This window comes from Streptacidiphilus jeojiense (assembly GCF_000719095.1).
Classification (GTDB): Bacteria; Actinomycetota; Actinomycetes; order Streptomycetales; family Streptomycetaceae; genus Streptacidiphilus; species Streptacidiphilus jeojiensis.
Window position 1 is genome coordinate 1 of sequence record NZ_JOEH01000003.1, and the last position, 20,168, is coordinate 20,168.

At 70.6% G+C, this 20,168-nt stretch carries 11 protein-coding genes; 7 read left to right on the top strand and 4 right to left on the bottom strand.

Going from position 1 to position 20,168, the window contains the following annotated elements:
- Window positions 1-200: 200 nt before the first annotated feature.
- On the top strand, window positions 201-1,397 hold the full coding sequence (fsxC, locus tag IF29_RS0103675; protein ID WP_030249443.1) for an FxsC protein: 1,197 nt from the start codon (window positions 201-203) through the stop codon (window positions 1,395-1,397).
- Entirely contained in the window at window positions 1,394-5,413 is a 4,020-nt protein-coding gene (gene fxsT, locus IF29_RS0103680; RefSeq protein ID WP_037594283.1) for an FxSxx-COOH system tetratricopeptide repeat protein, read from the top strand. Before fsxC ends, fxsT (IF29_RS0103680) begins: the two co-directional genes overlap by 4 nt.
- On the opposite strand, the gene IF29_RS0103685 is transcribed toward fxsT (IF29_RS0103680), so the two are convergent.
- The gene (locus IF29_RS0103685) at window positions 5,382-6,335 is read right to left on the bottom strand and encodes an alpha/beta fold hydrolase (RefSeq protein WP_232242010.1); all 954 of its coding nucleotides are present in this window, start codon (window positions 6,333-6,335) and stop codon (window positions 5,382-5,384) included. The genes fxsT (IF29_RS0103680) and IF29_RS0103685 overlap by 32 nt on opposite strands.
- Before the next feature lie 458 nt (window positions 6,336-6,793).
- Here IF29_RS0103685 and IF29_RS0103695 point away from each other — a divergent pair, with 458 nt between their 5' ends.
- The 4 genes from IF29_RS0103695 to fxsT (IF29_RS0103710) all read left to right on the top strand — a co-directional run bounded on the left by IF29_RS0103695 (window position 6,794) and on the right by fxsT (IF29_RS0103710) (window position 15,477).
- Entirely contained in the window at window positions 6,794-9,217 is a 2,424-nt protein-coding gene (locus IF29_RS0103695; protein WP_232242011.1) for an FxsB family cyclophane-forming radical SAM/SPASM peptide maturase, read from the top strand.
- 65 nt (window positions 9,218-9,282) lie between these two features.
- Window positions 9,283-10,191 (top strand): AAC(3) family N-acetyltransferase, encoded by a 909-nt coding sequence (locus tag IF29_RS0103700; protein ID WP_063757421.1) that lies wholly within the window; start codon window positions 9,283-9,285, stop codon window positions 10,189-10,191.
- Window positions 10,086-11,489, top strand: coding sequence for a TIR-like protein FxsC (locus tag IF29_RS0103705; RefSeq protein ID WP_084713483.1), 1,404 nt, complete (start codon window positions 10,086-10,088; stop codon window positions 11,487-11,489). The genes IF29_RS0103700 and IF29_RS0103705 overlap by 106 nt, the downstream gene beginning before the upstream one ends.
- Before the next feature lie 49 nt (window positions 11,490-11,538).
- On the top strand, window positions 11,539-15,477 hold the full coding sequence (gene fxsT, locus IF29_RS0103710) for an FxSxx-COOH system tetratricopeptide repeat protein (protein ID WP_030249457.1): 3,939 nt from the start codon (window positions 11,539-11,541) through the stop codon (window positions 15,475-15,477).
- Window positions 15,478-15,506: 29 nt separating this feature from the next.
- On the opposite strand, the gene IF29_RS0103715 is transcribed toward fxsT (IF29_RS0103710), so the two are convergent.
- The 3 genes from IF29_RS0103715 to IF29_RS0103725 all read right to left on the bottom strand — a co-directional run bounded on the left by IF29_RS0103715 (window position 15,507) and on the right by IF29_RS0103725 (window position 18,309).
- Window positions 15,507-16,421 carry a DUF4231 domain-containing protein gene (locus IF29_RS0103715; RefSeq protein ID WP_030249461.1) on the bottom strand — a complete coding sequence of 305 codons (915 nt, stop codon included), beginning with the start codon at window positions 16,419-16,421 and terminating at the stop codon, window positions 15,507-15,509.
- Window positions 16,422-16,491: 70 nt separating this feature from the next.
- Window positions 16,492-17,409, bottom strand: a complete 918-nt coding sequence (locus tag IF29_RS0103720) for a DUF4231 domain-containing protein (RefSeq protein ID WP_198037274.1) — start codon at window positions 17,407-17,409, stop codon at window positions 16,492-16,494.
- 111 nt (window positions 17,410-17,520) lie between these two features.
- A complete protein-coding gene (locus IF29_RS0103725) occupies window positions 17,521-18,309 on the bottom strand; it encodes a DeoR/GlpR family DNA-binding transcription regulator (protein WP_030249467.1) in 789 nt (262 codons plus the stop codon).
- 436 nt (window positions 18,310-18,745) lie between these two features.
- On the opposite strand from IF29_RS0103725, the gene IF29_RS0103730 reads away from it, so the two are divergent.
- The gene (locus IF29_RS0103730) at window positions 18,746-20,152 is read left to right on the top strand and encodes a PAS domain-containing protein (protein ID WP_030249470.1); all 1,407 of its coding nucleotides are present in this window, start codon (window positions 18,746-18,748) and stop codon (window positions 20,150-20,152) included.
- Window positions 20,153-20,168 lie beyond the last annotated feature (16 nt).

A 20,168-nucleotide genomic window follows, 5' to 3' on the forward strand; every position in this document is an offset into this window, starting at 1 on the left:
GGATTCGTACCACCAGGTGGTGAACCAGCTGGCGCGGCGTGTCAGCGACCTTCTGATGTACACGACGGTGGAACCCGGCAGAATGGTGGATGTGGAGACCGCCCCCAGCGCCTTCCACCAGTCCAAGCCCAACTGGGACGGTGTCACCTTCTTGCAGTCCAAAGCGGCGGGCTAGCTCTGACGGAGGGAAGGACGGTGGGATGAGCGGGTCTGCGAGGGAGTGGGAGTATCCGAAGTACTTCCTGAGTTACGCGCATCCGCGGGGCTCCTTCCAGGGCGATCCCTGGGTGGCGGAGTTCCACGCCGACCTCAACCGGGCCCTGGCCGAGCGTCCTTCCCGGCCGGCGGGCAAGGTCACCGGATACCTGGACGGACCCGGGGAGAACGACCAGCTGCGGCGGGCCCGGCGCAGCGAGGCGCTGGCCCGGAGCAAGGCCCTGGTCGTCCTCTGCTCCCCGGAGTACTTCCAGGACGCCGAGTGCCACAACGAGTGGCTCGCCTTCCACAAGCGGCTTTCCCCGGACGGGAGTTCGGACGCCGCTGTGATCACCGTGCTGTGGGAGCGGCTCTGGAGCAGTGCACCCGACGGGGTCGCCCTCGACGAGCAGGACCTGCGCTTACAGTTCGGCGAGAACGGACTGCGGCACCAGTTGGCGCAGCGTCGGGCCCAGTACCTGGTCGGAGTGCGGAGCGTGGCCGAGGCCATAGTGCACGCGGTGGAGAAGATCGACCTGGCTCCGGGCGCGGAAACGGGCCTGTCGCGCGAACCCCAGCCCTGGCCCGACCATCCGGCGGTGCGGAGCCTGCGCATCCTGGTGCTGGCCAGGACCACCGGCGAGAGCCTGCCGCCCGGCTGCGACCCCGCGGACTACAGCGAGCTCCCCGAGCTGTGGCAGCCCTACCGTGAGGAGGGCGCAAGGCCGTTGGCCGAGCTCGCCGCCGCGGTGGCCAGGGACAGCAATGTGCACGTGCGCTCGGTCGAGGACTTCGAGCGGGCCAGCCGGAGGGCCGCCGGCACCGTCGAGGACGTCGAACTCGTCCCGCAACTGCTGCTGCTGGACCGCTGGGCGCTGCAGAACGACACCATGCTGCGGCATCTGCTGGGGTACAACCAGCAGCGCCGGCGTCCGGTGGCGGTGATGGTCCCCTGGGTGCCCAGGTCCGACAGCATTCCCCGCCGGTCCAAACAGGAGATCGAGCAGCTCAGGTTGCTGACCTGGGACACCCTCAACGTCGCACTGGGGCAGCCCACGCCGGGCTACGAGCACCTGCGCGGCGGCATCCCCGACGCGGCCACGTTCGCCGCACTGGTGCCGGTCGCCCTGCGCCAGGCACGCAATGCCTTCATCCAGCTCCATGCCCTCCGTTCGTCCACATCCCAGAAGGGTCCGCAATGAACGCCGTCAGTCCGAGGAGTGCTCCGGAGGACCGCCAGGGGCGGGTCGTCACCTTCTACTCCTACAAGGGCGGCACCGGCCGGACCATGACCATGGCCAATGTCGCGTGGATCCTGGCCGCCAACGGCAAGAAGGTACTCACCGTGGACTGGGACCTGGAGGCCCCGGGCCTGTCCCGGTTCTTCCACCCGTTCCTCAACGAGGAGGCCCTCGCCACCACGGGCGGTGTCGTCAACATGGTGAACGACTACCTGGAGCGGTCCCTGGACAACCCCTCGGACGCAGCCGCCCGGTTGAGCGGCCACGCCGCGGTGCAGCAGCAGGCGATCAAGCTGAACTGGAACTTCCCCGACGGGGGCAGGATCGACTTCATCTCCGCGGGCAAGCAGAACAACGACTACGGGTCCATTCTCGACGGCCTCAACTGGGACCAGTTCTACGAGCGCTACTACGGCGGGGTGTTCCTCGACGCGCTGCGCGAGGAGATGGTCAGGAGCTACGACTACGCCTTCATCGACAGCCGTACCGGGCTCAGCGACACCTCCAGCATCTGCACCCAGCAGCTCCCGGACGACGTGGTGGTGTGCTTCACCCTCAGCGACCAGAGCATCAGGGGGGCCGCCCTGGTTGCCCGGCACATCCAGACCCGGGGCGTCATCGGCCACAGCACGGATCCCATCAGAATCCTTCCGGTGCCCATGCGCATCGACGAGGGCGAGAAGGACCGTGCCGAGCGCGGTCGGGCGGAGGCGCGCAGCAAGTTCGAAGGTCTGCCCAAGGCGCTCTACACCGTCAAGGACGACCAGTACTGGGGCTCCATCGAGATCCCCTACAAGCCCTACTACGCCTACGAGGAGATCCTGGCGGTCTTCGGCGACCAGACCGGCATCCCCAACACCGTGCTCGGCGCGTGCGAGCGGCTGACCCGCGAACTGACCAGGGGTGAGGTCTCCGCCCTGCCGCCCATGGCGGAGCCGCTGCGGCTGGCCACCGTCGCCAAGTTCGACCGCAAGCCGATCGGCGGCGGGGAGGACACCCGGTTCCACCTCTGGTACGCGGTGGAGGACCAGATGTGGCTCGACTGGACGAGCTACCTGCTGGAGGCAGCCGGCTACCGCTTCGCCGCCTCCCGCATCGACTCCGACGCGCCCGACGAGGCGAAGGGGGCGGCCAACGGCGGTTCGCCGGACCCCCTGGTGACCGTGCCGCTGCTCACGGTGCGCTTTCTCCAGGCGGCCAGGGCCAGTGAGTTCTGGGGCCCGGTCTCCAGCAGCAGCCTGGCCCTGACCCGGCCGCGGACGCTCGGCCTGCGCCTGGGTTCGGTCCCGCCGGGCGCGCCGAGCGGTCACAGCTTCCCGCTCGACCTGACCTCCCCGGCGCTGACTCCGGTCGTGGCGGCAGAACAGCTGATCAAGTACTTCGGCGGCGACGAGGCCGCCGTCCAGGCGGCCAGGACCGCCCTCGACGCGCCGGACGCCCCGCGCTACCCGGGCATCCGTCCCGAGTTCGTCGCCCTCCAGAGCCGCAACAGCGACTTCACCGGCCGTGCCAAGGAGCTGGCCGAGCTGCGGCGGACCCTCACCGGGCGGTCCGCCCAGGAGCCGACCAGTGGGACCCAGGCACTGCACGGCCTCGGCGGGGTGGGCAAGTCCCAGCTCGCCCGTGAGTACGCCTACCGCTTCATGTCGGACTACGACCTGGTCTGGTGGGTGCCGTCCGAGCAGACCTCCTCCATCACGACCGAGCTGGCGGCGATCGCCGACCGTCTCGGCATCCGCGGAACCCTCGGTGAGGCCGACGCCGCGATCCTGGTCAAGGACACCCTGGCCGCCGGAACGCGCATCGGCAGATGGCTGCTGATCTTCGACAACGCCGAGGACCCGGAGACTCTCACCGAGTTCCTGCCGGGCGGGGACGGCCATGTCATCATCACCTCCCGGAAACAGGTGTGGAGCCAGGAGGCGTCCGAGCTGGAGGTGGACGTCTTCACCCGGCAGGAGAGCGTCTCCCACCTGGAGCGCCGTGTCCCGGAGATGTCCGACACGGAGGCGGCCCAGCTGGCCGAGGAGCTGGGGGACCTGCCGCTCGCGGTCGAGCAGGCGGCAGCCTTCCTGCGGTTGAGCGGCATGCCCGTGGAGACCTACATGGACCTGCTCAAGCAGCACCCGGCGGACATCTTCGACCAGGCTCCGCTCGCGGCGGACTACCCCGTCCCGATCAGGACCACCTTCGCGGTGTCCCTGAACACCCTGGAGAAGGAGTGGCCGTCCGCCCGCCGGCTGATGCAGATGTCCGTCTTCCTGGGGCCCGAGCCGTTCTCGCAGAAGTTGCTGCACCGCAATCCGGCGATGCTGACCGCCCTCGCGGTGCAGGACCCGCGGGTACGCAAGGGCGGGGCGTCGGTGCTCGGCGGGATCAGCCGGGCGATCCGAAGCCTCTCGCTGGCCAAGGTGGACGGCAGGCGCGGCACCATCCAGGTGCACCGGGTGCTCCAGGCGCTGCTCCGGGCCCAGATGACCGAGGACGAGCGCGAGCAGATCCAGCGCGAGGTGCAGCTGGTGCTCGCCGAGTGCAGGCCACTGGACGGCGAGGTGGAGGACCCGGAGAACCGGCCGGACTTCGAACTCATCCGACCCCACCTCGCGGCCTGCGGGGCTGAGGAGTCGGAGATCTCCGAGGTGCGGCAGCTGATGATCGATCTGGTCCGGCTGCACTGGCGCAACGGCGACTACACCCTCGCCAAGAGCGAGGGGGAGCGGCTGGACGCGTTGTGGTGCTCCACCCTGGGCCCGGAGCATCCGCAGACCCTCGCCCTGCGCACCATCAGGGCCAACGTCCTGCGCGACCAGGGGCGTTACCGGGAGTCCCTGGAACTGGACCAGCGGACCTGGGAGCAGCAGTCCACCCTGCTGGGCGAGGACGACCTGAGCACCCTGGCCACCGCCCGCGGCCTGGCCGGCGGCCTGCGGGCGCTGGGCCGCTACCAGGAGGCGCTGGACCGCGACCTGCTCACCCACGCCAGCCTGGTCGAGCAGTTCCTGGAGGAGGACCGCCAGGTTCTGAACCTCACTCACAACCTGGCCATCGACTACCGGCTCCTCGGTGACGCCAAGAGCGCCCAGCAGTACGACGAGCGCACCGAGCGCCTGCGCCGGCAGGGGCTGGGACCGGACCACGCCCGGACCCTGGCATCCCAGCTCTACCTGGCCCGGGACAAGCGGGACGGCGGCGAGCTGAGGGACGCGGCAGCGGACCTGGAACGGCTCCACGAGGCGTTCCGTCGGCTCCAGGGCGACGACTCACCCGACACCCTGCGCGCCGCCAAGAGCCTCGCCGTGTCCCTGCGCGTGCTGGGTCAGTACGAGCGGGCCGCGGCCCTCACCGATGACACCCTGGCACGGTTCGTGGAGCGCTACGGCGAGGACGGCCCCGATACTCTTCAGTGCGCCCTGAACAAGGCGGCGGACGACTGGAGCCTCGGCCGTCCGGGGGACGCGCTGCGCCGGGCGCAGGACGTCTGGCAGCGCTACCGTCGCCTTCTCGGCGACGACCACCCCAATTCGCTGGCCTGCAGTGACAATGTGTCCGTCTACCTCCGGACGCCGGGAGCCAGCCGCCAGGACCGCCGACGTGCCGCCGGTCTGGGGGAGACCGCCACCACCCGGCTGACGGAGTTGCTGGGCGCGAGCCATCCCTTCACCCTGTGCGCTGAGGTGAACTGGGCCAATGCCCGGGCCGAGCTGGAGGAGCTGGCGGCGGCGGAGGCCAGCGAACGGTCCTGCCTGTCCCGGCTCGCCGTCCACCTGGGTGAGGACCACCCGGACACCCTCGCCTGCCGGTCCAACCTGGCGGTGACCCTCAAGGCCCTGGGCCGCACCGTGGAGGCACAGCGCCTGCACGACGAAGCGGTCGAGGCGTTCAACCACGACCGCAACTTCGGTGAGACCCACCCCGACACGGTCAGTGCCGAGGGGTGGGAACGGATCAATCACATCCTGGAACTCCAGGCTTGGTGAGCAGGCTCAACACGTCGGGCAGGCGCGCGATGGCGTCGAAGTGGGCCGCCCCCGGCTCCATTCCCAGTTCGGAGCCGGGGAGGTGCTCGTGCAGCCAGGAGGAGTGGCTGACCGGTGAGAAGACGTCGTCGGTGCCGTGCCACAGCAGGACCCTGGAGGTGATCTCGGAGAGCCGGAAGCCCCAGTCGTCGACGAAGGCGAGCGCGTCGTCGATCCACCCGTCGCCGTCCTGGCGCAGGGCCTCCCGGTAGCTGTCCTTGAGTATCCGGCGGATGCCGGCGTCGGCGATCACCTGGAGATCGGCTGCCCGCACCTCGGCCAGGAGTTGCGTGATCAGTTCCTCGGGAGCCTTGTGGATGGCCCTGGCGCGCTTCCGGAGGCTCTCGGTGAGGGCCTCCAGACCCTCCATCGCTCGGCCGTACTCCTCCCGGTTCCCCGGGCCCATGCCCTCGAACCAGGAGTCACGCATGCCGTCGTCGCCGATCCGGGGGGCCAGGCTGACCAGGGCCGCGGTACCGATCACCCGGTCTCCGAGCTTGGCGGCGCAGGCAAGCGCGTGCGGGCCGCCGCCGGAGCGTCCGACGACGGCGAAGCGATCCACGTCCAGTTGGTTGGCGATGGCTTCCACATCTTCGGCCGCGTCGACGACACGACGCCCCAGGTGCCGGTCGGACCAGCCGTACCCGGGCCGGTCGTAGGCGATCAGCCTGATTCCCTGGCGGTAGAGCACGCCGTCGCGGGGGGCCACGCCGATCCTGCTGCCGGGGGTGCCGTGCAGCACGAAGACGGCGGTGCCGTTCTTCTTGCCCCACTCCTTCACGCACAGCTGTCGACCGTTCTTGGCACTCACCATGCGGGCGTCAGGGGGAGGGGAGAGCGGGGTGGAGAGCGCTGCCGGCTTCTCCGCGAGATGCTGCGGCATCAGTCGCCGACCTCCCAGCCGAGCTCGCGTCCCGGGCTGTGCCTGTGGCGCATGAAGTCACCCGTCATGCCGTCAGCCTTCAGCACTAACCCACGAAACACGAGCTCACCCCTCCGTTTTCACACGATTGGATCAAGGAGGGCACTCTCGTGCGATGCGACAGCGTGTCATGCCGGCCCCCAGCCCCCTGGGTCGCACTAGCGACGTGGACGTGATAATACGTCACATGAGCCCCAGAGAAAGGGTTCTGGCACATAATTACCTACCGAGCCCTCCCTGGCGACAGTGGGGCTTTCAGTATGGCCACGGTTGACGGGGCCGCGAAACCTGCTTGGACGAGTTTCGCCTTCTTTGGCCGAAGTAGCGCCCTCTTCCGGTACACCCTCTGGCGGGTTCGGACCGGATCCCCAATCATGGGTGTGCAGACCCGATCGAACAGGTCACCGCAGACCTGACGGGTGCTCCATCTCCGCCACACCAGGGATGTCGAGTTGGTGCCCTTCCGGCAGTTCGTCCTCAAGCTCCACAGCCGATGTGACCTCGCCTGCGACCACTGTTACGTCTACGAGCACGAGGACACGCAGTGGCGGGGCCGACCCATGGCCTCGCCCAGGCGGGTACTGGAGCAGACCGCCGTGAGGATCGCCGAGCACGCTGCCGCGCACCGGCTGTCGAGCGTCCGGGTCGTGCTGCACGGCGGTGAACCATTACTCGCCGGTCCGGAGACGATCGGATTCGCGGCGGAACAGCTCAGGGCCGCGCTGCCCGATTCGTGCGGGCTCGACCTGCGCATCCACACCAACGGGGTGCTGCTCGACCGGCGCTTCTGCGACCTCTTCCTGGAACACGACATCAGGGTCGGCATCTCCCTCGACGGGGACAGGGCGGCGAACGACCTGCACCGGCGCTACGCCGACGGGCGCAGCAGCCACAGCAAGGTCCTCAGTGCTGTCGCGCTGCTGCAGGAGCCCGGGTACCGGCGCCTCTTCGCCGGCATCCTGTGCACCATCGACGTACGCAACGACCCTCTGGCGGTGTACGAGGCGCTGACGGCACTCGACCCCCCGGGGATCGACTTCCTGCTCCCCCATGCGACCTGGGTGCACCCCCCGCTGCGGCCCGACGGCCCGGAGAGCACTCCCTACGCCGCCTGGCTCGGCGCGATCTACGAGCGCTGGGAGGCCGAGGGACGGCCGGTGCCGGTGCGCACCTTCGATTCGGTCCTGAGGACCCTGCACGGACTGAGCAGCCTGACCGAGAACCTCGGGCTGGAACCCGCCGACCTCGTGGTGATCGAGACGGACGGCACCCTGGAGCAGGCGGACTCGCTGCGCACCGCCTTCGACGGGGCGGCGGGGACCGGGTTCAACGTCTTCGACCACGACCTCGACCGGGCGGCACGGCACCCGGGCATGATCGACCGTCAGCTGGGCCTGGCCGGCCTCTGCGCCACCTGCCGGTCCTGTCCGGTGGTCAGCTCCTGCGGAGGCGGCCTCTACGCGCACCGGTACCGGGAGGAGAACGGCTTCGAGAATCCCTCGGTCTTCTGCGGAGACCTCAAGGAGTTCATCACCATGGTCGCGGCACGTGGAGAGGGGACGGATCCCGCGCGGACGGAGCCGACCGCCGGCACCGGACTGACGGACCGGCAGTGGGACGAACTGGCGGCCGGGCACGGCGGCACCGAGGCCGTGCGGGTCCTGGTCGGCCAGCAGTTGGAGATCGACCGCACCCTGCTGGCCCACGTCGCGACCTCGGCCTCCGCACCCTCGGCCTCGACCTCGGCCTCGTGGCGGCTGCTGACGGAGTTCGACGTCCAGGTGCCCGACGCGTGCGACCAGGTCATGTCCCACCCCTACAACCGCACCTGGGCGACGGGGCGGTGGCAGCGCGGCGACGGCGGTGACAGCGGCGACGGGCTGGCGGAGTCGGCCGCAGCGGTCGCCCTGCGCGCCGGGTCCGAGGCGGAGGTGCGGGTCCCGCTGCGTGGCGGCGTACTGAGGCTTCCGGGCCTCGGACGGTTGCTGGTCGACGGGGACGCGGCCTTCGTATCGGTGCGGTCGTGCGAGGACGGGTTCACGGCCACGACCGACTCCGGGGCGACGGTCCGCATCGCCTGGGCACAGCAGGACCCGCGCTGGCAGCCGACGCGCACGGTGGCTGCCGACGCCGACTGGACCGTCCGTCTGGAGGACACCGACCCCTGTCGGGACGCCCACGGACATCCGGTGTCCGCGCGCCTCGGTCCGGAGGAGTTCGCCGCCTGGGAACGCGACCTGACCAGCGCCTGGGCGCTCATCAAGCGCATACTGCCGGGATACGCCGAGGGCATCGCCGCCGGCCTCTCGGTGATCACCCCGTTGCAGCGGCCCTCCGGGCGCCGTGACATCAGCTCGTCCGCGCGAAGCGCCTTCGGGGCGGTGGGCATCGCCCGGCCTGCGACTGCGGACACCCTGGCACTGCTGCTGGTCCATGAGTTCCAGCACGTGAAGCTCGGTGCGGTGCTGGACCTCGACGACCTCATCGACGGGAACGACGCCCGGGCGTTCCACGCGCCGTGGCGGGAGGACCCGCGTCCGTTGGAGGGTCTGCTCCAGGGGACGTACGCCCATGTCGCCGTGACGGAGTACTGGCGCGCCCGCTGGCAGGACCTGCGGGGCCGGCACGGTTTCGGCACGGCGGCCGACCGTGCCCAGGACGAGTTCGCACGTTGTCTGGCCGACACCGCCCAGGCACTCGGGTCCCTGTCCGCATCGGGGTCGCTGACCGGGCTCGGCGGCCGCTTCGTCGCCGGCATGGAAGCCACCCTGAGGCCTTGGCTGGACGAACTCGACAGCGATGACGGCGACAGCGCCCGGCCGGTTGCCTCCCACGTAAGGTGATAGGCCGACGGCAGCTTGTCGACGACCTGGGCCGCATCGGTGTCCGTCCGGGCGGAGTGCTTTTCGTGCAGGCCTCGCTCCGCAGCATCGGCCAGGTCCGCGGCGGTGTCCGCACCGTCGTGGACGCGCTGCTGGAGGCCGTCGGCCCGATGGGCACGCTGGTGGTCTACACAGCCACCCCGGAGAACTCGCTGAGCTCTCCGGCGTACCTGGCGGACACCGCGGGAATGGTCCTGAGAAGCCAGAAGATCGCCTATCGGCGCGCCATGGAGCCCTTCGACATCGACCGCACCCCCAGCTCGCGGAGGACGGTCGGCATCGTCTCGGAGGCCGTCCGGACCACCCCGGGCGCACTGCGCAGCGCGCACCCGCAGACCTCCTTCGCGGCCATGGGGCCCAGGGCGGCGGAGATCGTGGCCGACCACCGGTTGGACTGCCACCTCGGTGAGGACTCCCCCGTGGGCCGGCTCTACGAGATGCAGGCCCAGGGACTGCTGCTCGGGGTGACCGACCGGACGTTCACCCCGTACCACCTCGCCGAGTACTACCCGCCGAACCCGCCGGTGCGGGTGCACGCCGCACTGGTCAGCACCGAGCACCGCCTGCGCTGCTGGAAGCTCTTCAACGCCGTTGACCTGGACGACGGGCACTTCCCGGAGATGGGGGAGCGGATCCGCAGAGAGGTCCCTTTCGGGGAGGGGCAGGTCGGTGCGGCCGACAGCCTGTTGGTTCCGCTGGTCCCGGCGGTGGACGCGGCCCGCCGCTGGATCATGGAGCGCTACCTCGCCGACCGGATGACGCCCCCCGCCTACGGCATCATCCGCAGGCTCCACACCTGCTGCATGCCGCCCGAACTCTGGTCCGAATCATGCACTTTCACCACCGTGGAGCGCGACAGCGGGGAGTTGCGTACCCTTTCCCTGAAGGAGTTCATGACGACACGTCAGGCTCTGTTGAGTGGGGGTGCCCGTTGAGTGTCCGCGGCGGGTGGGGTGAGGACACGCCTCGGCCCTTCTTCTTCCTGAGCTACGCACACACCCCGGCCAGCAGCCAGGTCGGAGGAGACCCCAACCACTGGGTGCACCGCCTGTTCAATGACCTGTGCGCAGCCGTCATGGAACTGACGGACCTCCCGGAGGGCGAGCCGCCCGGCTTCATGGACCGGGGAATGAACGTCGGCGAGAGATGGGCCGAGCGGATCGGTGAAGCCCTGGCGCACTGTCGGGTGTTCGTCCCGCTCTACTCTTCCCGGTACTTCCAGAGCGTCGCCTGCGGCCAGGAGTGGCAGGCCTTCTCCTCGCGCCCGGTCTACCGGATACCCGGCACACTGGGCCCTGCCACCGGCATCGTGCCGGTGCTGTGGGTCCCCGGCCGGCAGCACGACCTGCCCCTCGCGGCAAGCCAACTGCAGTTCAACCACAGCGAGTTCGGCGAGGATTATCTGCGAGAGGGTCTCTACGCCCTGCTGAAGCTCAACTACTTCCGCGACGCGTACCAGCTCGCGGTGCACCGGCTGGCGCAGCGCATCGTGCAGATGGCCGAGCAGACGATGATCCCGGTAGGTCAGGAGCTGGACTTCCAGTCCCGGCCCAGCGCCTTCGAGAAGCCCGTTCCCGCGCGCCGGCTGCGGATAGCGGTGCTTGCCTGCGACTCGACCCGGCTGCCGGAGGGCCGCTCTTCGGCAGCGTACGGCGAGAGCCAGCTGGACTGGCAGCCCTACCGTTCGGAGTCCAGCCGCCCGCTGGTGCTGCACGCCGATCAGGCGGCCCGGCAGTTGGGCTTCCACCCGAGCATCCACGAGTTCGAGGAGGAGGCCGGTGCGGTGCTGAACGCGGAGAAGCCGACCGCTCCCGGCCTGCTGCTGCTGGACCGGTTCGCACTGCTCGATCCGGCTCGGCTGGAGTTGGTCAAGGCCTTCGACCGGTGCAGCCCGGCCTGGATCAGCCTGATGGAGCCCTGGGATCCGGATGACCCCGAGTGCCAGGCGGCGGACGAGAGCCTGCACAACGCCGCAGAGGAGGCGCTGAGGCACTGGCGGCGGGACAGCAGACCGAGCTTGCGCGGCGGATCCGACGGGCTTCCGACCCTGGACTGTTTCGAGGCGGAGGTACCCGAGGCCATCCATCGGGCCATCCTCGGCTTCGCCGGGCGCGGCGGACCCTCACCGCCACCGGGCGGCTACTTCGGCGGTTCCGGCCGCTCCACCCTGCGCGCCGGGACCTTGCCGGACCGTGACGGGGCGACGACGACCGACCGCAGGCTACTGCACTGACAGCACCGCGCCACCGACAGCAGTGAACGAGATCCGGCGGAGGGAACCCATGACCAGCGAGTACCAGGTGGAGGATCGGGGCGGCCGCATCATCACCTTCTACTCCTACAAGGGCGGGACCGGGCGCACCATGGCGCTGGCCAACACCGCCTGGATCCTGGCTGCCAACGGGTATCGGGTGCTGACGGTGGACTGGGACCTGGAGGCGCCCGGACTGGCGCACTTCTTCCGGCCCTTCCTGGACCAGGACGATCTCGCGGCCACCACGGGAGTGATCGACCTGATCATGGACTACCGGGATGAGGCCCTTCGGGAGCAATTCCACGAGGACGGCTGGCACCGGGAGTTCGCGACGGTCCGGCGGCATGCGACCTCGTTGAACTGGTCCATGTTCCAGGAGGGGGGGCGGTTGGACCTACTGCCGGCCGGTCAGGTGCGCAGCGACTACGCGGCGACCGTCGCCGCCATCAACTGGGACCACTTCTACGCCGAGTTGGACGGCAGCAAGTTCTTCCAGGCGATGCGTACCGACATGCGTGCCCACTACGACTACGTCCTGATCGACAGCCGGACCGGACTGTCGGACATCGCCGACATCTGCACCGTGGAGATGCCCGACGACCTGGTGGTCTGCTTCACCCTCAGCGACCAGAGCATCGAGGGCGCCTCGGCCATCGCCCGCACCATCAACGAGCGCTACCGCAGCAGGGGCATCCGGATCCTGCCCGTCCCGATGCGGGTGGACGACTTCGAGAAGGTCAAGGCGGACGCCGGCCGGGCGCTGGCCCGGCAGCGCTTCGGCGGACTGCCCGAGGACATGAACGAGGCCCAGCTCGCCCAGTACTGGGGCGCGGTGGAGATCCCGTACCGGCCCTTCTACGCCTACGAGGAGATCCTGGCCGGCTTCGGGGATCAGCCGGGCTCGCCGACTTCGATGCTCTCCGCCTGCGAGCGGCTGACGGCGGCGCTGACCCGGGACCAGGTGGTGGGCCTGCCGCCGATGCCGGAGGACGTACGGCTGCGCTACGCCGACTCCTTCACCCGGCGCCGTCCGGCGATAAGGGAGGACATCTTCCTGTCCTACGCGCCCGAGGACCGGATGTGGGCGGACTGGATCGAGGCGCTGCTGACCCGCGCCGGGCTGCGGGTGCTGCCCAGGGAGGTGGGCGCCGACCCCAGGGCCGAGGCCGAGCGCGGGATGGACGCCGCGGCCCGCACCCTGGTGGTGCTGTCCCCGGCGTACGTGCGCTCGCCACAGGCGCATGCGGTGTGGAACTCGGTGGCCGACTTCGACCCGGCCGGCGTCCGGCGCGAGCTGATCCCGGTGCGGGTCGGCGACGTCCGCCTCACCGCTCCGTTCAACAACCGCAACCAGGTGGACGTGCTGCGCCTGGACGAGGCCCAGGCGGCGTCGGAGCTGTTGCGTGCCCTGCGCCGAGGCGAGCAGGACGTGCACAAGCTGCTGGTCACCGGCGGGCCCAGGTTCCCCGGCACCCGTCCGGCGATCTGGAACGTCAAGCCGCGCAACCCGGCCTTCACCGGCCGGTCGGCGATCCTGGACAGGCTGCGGGACCAGCTGCGCGGCGGCAACCCCGCCGTGGTGCTGCCGACACCGACCACGCTCTACGGCCTCGGCGGCGTCGGGAAGACCCAGGTGGCGCTGGAGTACGCGCACCGCTTCATGGCCGACTACGACCTGGTCTGGTGGGTCGACGCGGAGCAGCCCGACCAGGTGATGCTGTCCCTGGCCGAACTCGCCGTCAAACTCGACCTGCGTCCCGGCGACAACGCGGCCGAGGCGGCCGAGGCGGCCAGGGAGGCACTGTGGCAGAGCAGCAAGGTGGGACGCTGGCTGCTGATCTTCGACAACGCCGACCGGCCCTCGGAGATCGCCGGATTCCTGCCGGGCGGCCCCGGACACGTCCTGATCACCTCACGCAACCAGGCCTGGACCGGCCAGGCCGAACCGCTGCCGGTGGACGTCTTCACGCGCCAGGAGAGCGTCGAGCACCTGCGCCGACGCAACACCGGGATGTCCCGGGCGGACGCCGACCGGGTCGCCGAGGCGGTCGGGGACCTCCCGCTGGCCGTGGAGATCGCCGCCGCCTGGTTGGAGACCACCGGGACGCCGGTCAGCTCGTACATCGCCGAGCTCCAGGGGGAGGCGGTCAGGGCGCTGACGACCACTCAGCAGGAGGTCCCGGACTACCCCCGGCGGTTCAGCGCCACCTGGAACGTCTCCATCGCCAGGCTCCGCGAGCAGTCCCCGGCCGCGAACCGGCTGCTCCAACTGTGCGCGTACTTCTCCGCCGAGCCCATCGCGATCAGCCTGATCTACAACGACCAGATGATGCGCTCGCTGGTCGCGCTGGATCCGGATCTGCAGGAGAGCGTGATGCTGGGCAAGGTGGTCCAGGCGATCACCCGGTACGGGCTCGCCAAGGTCGACTCCAACAGCCGGACCTTCCAGATGCACCGGATGGTGCAGGCGGTGATCCGCTCCGAGCTGACCACCGAGCAGCAGGAGACGACCATGCACGAGGTGCACCAGATCCTGGCCGGCGCCCGCCCCGGGTCGCTGGACATCGACGACTGGGCGAGCTGGCCCGACTTCGAGCGGATCTGGCCGCACCTCGGCCCCTCGCTGGCCCAGGACTGCGACGAGTCGGAGGTCCGCCAGCTGCTCATCGACCGCGTCCGCTACCTGTGGAAGCGCGGCGAGCTGGAGGTGGCCCAGGAGCTGGGCCACCGGCTGGAGGACGCCTGGACCGCCAAGCACGGCCCCGACGACCGGCAGACCCTGCTGCTGCGGTTCCAACTGGCCAACGTGGTCCGCTCGCAGGGCCGTTTCGGGGAGGCCCTGGAACTGGACCAGAGCACCTGGGACCGGCAGCGCCGGCTGCTCGGGCCGGACCACCTGCACTCGCTGATGACGGCCGGCAGCCTGGCGGGCGACCTGCGGGCGCTGGGCCGTTTCAGGGAGGCCATGGAGCTGGACATGGAGACCTACGCCAAGCTCAGGGACACCTACGGGGAGCTGAGCAACCGCACCCTGCTGACAGCCAACAACCTCGCCCTGGACTACCGCTTCACCGGTGACTACGAGGCCGCCCGCCAGTTGGACCAGGAGACCTACGACAAGCGCGACGCGGTGCTCGGTTCCACCCACCAGGACACCCTGGCCAGCAAGGCGGCGCTGGCCGAGGACCTGCGGGCGCTCGGCGACTACGAGGGCTCGGTGCAGCTGCTGGAGGAGTTCCAGGAGGCGTACCGGGAGGTGCCGGTCACCGACCTGCCCAAGCTGCGCTACGCCAAGAGCTATGCGGTGGCGCTGCGCAGGGTCGGCCGACTGGGCGAGGCCAGGCAGCTCACCAGGGACACCTACGGCCAGTACCTGGAGCGCTACGGCGCCGTCGCCCCCGACACCCTGGCCTGCGCGCTCAACCTGGCGGCGGACTACTCGGCGGCCGGGGACAAGGAGGCCGCCAGGGACTTCGCCGCCGAAGTGCACCAGGGCTACCGGGAGTCACTGGGCAGCGAGCACCCGTATACCCTGGCCTGCGCCAACAACGTGGGCATATACCTCCGTGACAGCGGTCAGCTGGCCGAGGCCACGGCGCTGGGCGAGTCCACGCTGGCCTCCATGCAGCGGGTGCTCGGCCCCGAGCACCCGTTCACCCTCTCGGTCATGGTCAACCTCGCCAACTGCTACGGCGACATCGGGGACCTGGACCGGGCCGAGGACCTGGGCCGCACCGCGCTGCGCGGGCTGGTCCACCGGTACGGGTCGCGCCACCCCGACGTGGTGGTGTGCGAGGGCAACCTGGCCGTCACCCTGCGTGACTCCGGCCGTCGGGCCGAGGCCGTGGAACTGCGTGGCCGGGTGGTCGACGAGTTGATCCGGCAGTTCGGGGAGGAGCACCCGATGACCCGCAATGCAAGGGGCTGGAAGCGCAACGGACACGACCTGGAGCTCCAGCCGGTGTAGCCGAGCCCGTTGCCGCCGGCACCGTAGGGTCACACCCGGTGCTGGCTGCGCGCCCGCCAGACGATGTGCTCGCGGGAGATGGCGTCCTCGGCCTCCCTGGCCAGGAGGGACCACTCGGCCTCGGCGCCCGGGCTGTCCGGGTCGAGGCGGCTCAGCCGGATGTCGATGCCGTCCAGCTCCCGGGCGGCGAGGCGGTAGGAGGCGCCCAGCGGGCGGTACTGCTTCAGCTGGATCCAGGCCGTCGTGGCGGCGGCGCAGGCGGAGACCATGCCCAGGGCCCGCAGTTGGGGCAGGGCGGTGGCCTCCAGGGCGGCGATGAGCATGCCGGCGGCGAAGACCGCGGCCATCCCCACGCCCCAGAGCTGGACCTTCTGGTCGCAGTCGTCGGCGCGGGCCAGGTACCAGACCCGCTGGGCCCGTACCCGCTCCGAGAGGTAGAGCTCGCGGCGCCGGCGCAGCGATTCGCCGCGGTGGAACCGCATCTCGGCGTTGATCTGCGAGTCGGGGCCCGGCGCCGGGCCGTCGCCGAAGGTGAAGGGGATGTCCCTGACCATCGCGTCGAACCGCTTGATCGCGTCCGCGTCCTCGGCGGGGCCGTCGAAGGGCTGGGCGCGGACCACGAACTTCCAGGTCAGCGCCTTGACCGACTCGGCCGCCGAACGGCCCTCGTACCACTGCTCCTGCGGGGCCCGGCGGTGCAGCCGCAGCGCGGTGCCCGCGGCGCCGGCGAAGCAGGCGATCGAGATCAGCGGCACGACGTTGATGCCGCTGATCCGGTGCTCGGGCAGCGCCCCGAAGAGGGCGGCCAGGATGGTCAGTCCCAACTGCCAGCGGTACCAGTGCAGGGCGAAGTCCTGGCCCCGGAGCGAGGCCAGGTCGGCAGCCCAGAACGGGTCCGGAAGCAGTTCCGCCTCACGGTTGCGCGGTGGGTCCTGATTCGGCATCCATGTCCCCCTAGGCTTTCCATCAGTCTGCCCAGTGGACCCGCTGCCGTACAGAACGCGAACATGTGCTTCAGACTCTCCGGTCGCGCCTGGCCCGCCAGATGGTGTGCTCCCGGGAGACCGCGTCCTCGGCGTCGCTGGAGAGCCGGGCCCAGACCGCCTCGGCGTGCTGGGCGGTGAGGTCGAGCCGGCTCAACTGGGCTTCGATGAGGTCGAGTTCACTGGCCGCCAGGCGGTAGGCGGCGGCCAGCGGGCGGAACTGCTTGAGCTGGATCCAGGCGGTGACCGCGGCGGCGATGGTGGTGCACACCCCGAGCAGGTGCAGGTCGAGGATGCCCAGGAACTGGGTCAGCGCCACCACCACGGCCAGGATGATGGTGCCGGTGGAGACCAACTGCCAGGTGGTGGTGGCGTTCTCGCAGCGTTCGGCCCGGGACAGGTACCAGACCCGCTGGGCCCTGATCCGCTCCTGGAGGTAGAGGTCGCGGCGCACGCTCAGCGGGGTCTGCCGCAGCCGGTGCATCTCGTCGGTGATCATCGGCTTGGCGCCGGGCGGGATCACCGGGCTCTTCTGGAACGCCGCGAAGACCTCGCTCATCTGCTCCAGGTAGGCGTTGTCGGAGTCCAGCGACTCGCCCTCGCCGGCGAACGGCCAGGCCCGCACCACGTACTTCCAGACCAGGGTCTTCACCGACTCGGCGGCGGCGCGGCCCTCGTACCAGAGCGACTGCGGCTTCTCGTGGCCCAGCCGCCACCAGAAGTAGCCGGCCCCGGCGAAGAACGCGGCGGAGACGGCCTGGAACCAGTTGAGGTGGTTGTGCCGGACATCGGTGATCCCGGCCAGCGCGGCCAGCACCAGCATGAGTATCTGGCCCCGGTACCAGCGGATGGAGCGTTCCTGGCCCTGCAGCGACGCCTGGTCGGCCGTCCAGAAGGGCTCGGGGAGCAGTTGCCGCTCCCGGTGGCCAGGTGGATCCTTGTGGACCATCGACATCCCCCTTGTCTCGACCGTCCTCGCCAGTGTGACGGTGCCCAGGGGTGCGGCACAGCACACGTATCCGCCGAAGTTTCGATACGCCTGGCGGGAGTTGACCGACGGTCAGGCCCGGATGACCTGCACACCGGCCTGCTGGAACGGCTTGATCTGCTCGTCGCTCGCGCCGGAGTCGGTGACCAGGACGTCCACGGCGTCGATCCCGCAGATCCGGGCGAAGGCGCGGCGGCCGACCTTGCTGCTGTCGGCGACCACCACCACCCGCCGGGCCCGCTCCACCAGCAGCTTGTTGACGCCGGCCTCGGCCTCGTTGCGGGCGCTGGCGCCGTCCTGGGCGTCGATGCCGTTGACGCCCAGGACGGTCAGGTCCAGCGTCAGTCCGGCCAGTACCGGGGTGGCCAGCGGGCCGACCAGTTCGTAGGAGCGCGCCCTGGCCACGCCGCCGGTGAGGACGACCTTCACCTCCGGCCTGATGGTCAGCTCGTGCGCGATGTTCAGGGCGTTGGTCACCAGGGTCACCGCCTCGGTGTCGGCCGGCAGCGCCAGCGGGACCAGCCGCAGCGCGATCGCCCTGGCCGTCTCGGTGGTGGTGGTGCCGCCGTTGATCCCGACCATGGTGCCGAGCTCCACCAGGGCGGCGGCAGCGACGGCGATCCGCAGCTTCTCCTCGGCGTGGCTGGCCGCCTTGTAGCGCAGCGGCAGCTCGTAGGTGATCCCGCTGACCTTGGCCCCGCCCCGGGTGCGCACCAGCAGCTGCTGCTGGTCCAGCTCGTCGAAGTCGCGGCGGATGGTCGCCGGGGAGACGTCGAGGTGCTGTGCGGCCTGCTCCACCGAGAGCTGCTCGGAGCGGCCGAGGAGCTCCAGCAGGGCGGTGCGTCGGGCGTGCTTGTCCATACCTGCCATTCAAGCCCATCGTGCGGGCATGGGAACGGCCCCTGGGCCTGCTCCTGTCCCCTCGAGGAGGTGACAGGCGCCGGAGGACGGCCGGCGGGCCCAGGGGCCGGGTGACTGCTCTGGATTGCCCCGCCGCCCTTACGCGCACAGCGGGTAAGGGCTGCTAGGAAGCAGCCACCTCACGAGTCCCGGAAGTACTCATACTTTCGGATCACCTCCTTTCAGTGTGCCGACACTGTAGGCACGCTCCCGCGGCGGCGGCAACGGCATTATTTCGGCGGTCCCTGCACCGGCGCCCCGCCGCCGGCCCCCAATAGCGCGAATCCTCCCGGTCGGGGGACATTTGGCGGAAACCTGTGTACACGGCGGGACAGGCGAGTTGAATGGCTTCGCCCAACGGATCGATCGAAGCCCGGTGGGGGAGGCGCCTCTCATCATGAACATTCCCGCCCAAGGCCCGGCGGCCCCGCCGCTGGACGCCGATGCCAGGCTGCTGTCGGCCCTGCTGGACGGCATGGAGGTCGGCCTCGCCGCGATGGACCGCGACGGCGTGCTGACGCACTGGAACCGCGAGGCCGCCAGGCTGCTCGGCTGGACCGCCCAGGAGGCCGTCGGCCGGGTCGGCCTGGAGGGCTGGGCGCTGCGCCCGGGGGACTCCGACGCCGTCCGCGCGCAGCTGCTCGGCGTGGCCGGAACGCCCCGGGTGCACGAGTTCGCGCTGCTCACCCGGGACGGCCGCCGGGTGCTGGTCCGTGCCCAGGCGCACCGGGTCACCGCCCCGGACAGCCGCCCGCTCGGCCTGTACTTCGCCTTCTCCGAGGCCGGCACCCAGGTCGAGCTGGAGCGCTCGCTGGCCCTGGCCGAGGCGATGATGGACGAGGCGCCGACCGGGGTGGTCCTGGTCGACGCCGATCTGCGCCCCGCCGCGGTGGGCGAGTCCGCGGCCCGCTGGCTGGACTGCGACCGCAACGCGCTGCTCGGCCACCCGCTCGGTGAGGTGCTGGGCGACGGCGTCCAGGAGCTGGAGGCCGCGCTGCAGCACGTCCTCGCCACCGGGAAGCCGCTCAGCGGCGTCAAGCTGTGGGCCGCGCTGCGCACCGACCCGTCCCGGCGCCGCTGCTGGCGCAGCGAGTTCGTCCGGCTCGGCTCCCCGCTCGGGGAGGAGCCGGTGCCGCTGGGCGTGGCCTGGTTCTTCGAGGACGTCACCCTGCACGAGCAGGCCGAGCAGGAGGGGACGGTGCTGCGGTTCCGGGCCACCCAGCTGCGCCGGGCCGGGCAGGCGGCGGCGGAGTGCGAGGACCCGATGGAGGGCGCCGTCGGCTACCTGGACTTCGTCCTGGCCGGGTTCGCCGACTACGCGCTGCTGGACGTGCTGGCGCCGGCGGACACCGCTGCCACCGGTGCGGGCGGCACGGCCGACTCCGCCCCCGGCGGGGACCTGGTGCGCGCCGCGGTCTCCCCGGTCGGCGCGCCGGCCCAGGCGGCCGCCCTGGAGCCGACCGGCATCCCGGCCCGCTACGGCGAGGTCCACCCGGCGGTCCGGGCGCTGGAGCGGGCCGGAACGGTGATCGTCTCCGACTCGGGCGCGCCCACCGTGCCCACCACCCCGTCCCAGGGGCCCGGTCCGGTGCTGGACTGGGCCCTGCTGCGGCGCTGGCCGGCCGGCACCGTGCACGGTTTGTGCACGGCGCTGCGCAGCCGCGGCCGCACCGTCGGCGTGATCACCTTCCTGCGCGGCTCCGGGCGCCAGCGCTTCGACCGCGCCGACACCGCCTACGCCGAGGACATCGCGGCCAGGGTCGCGGCGGCGGTGGACCTGGCCGGGACGCCGCAGAAGGTGTAGCGGGCTGAGAAGGTGT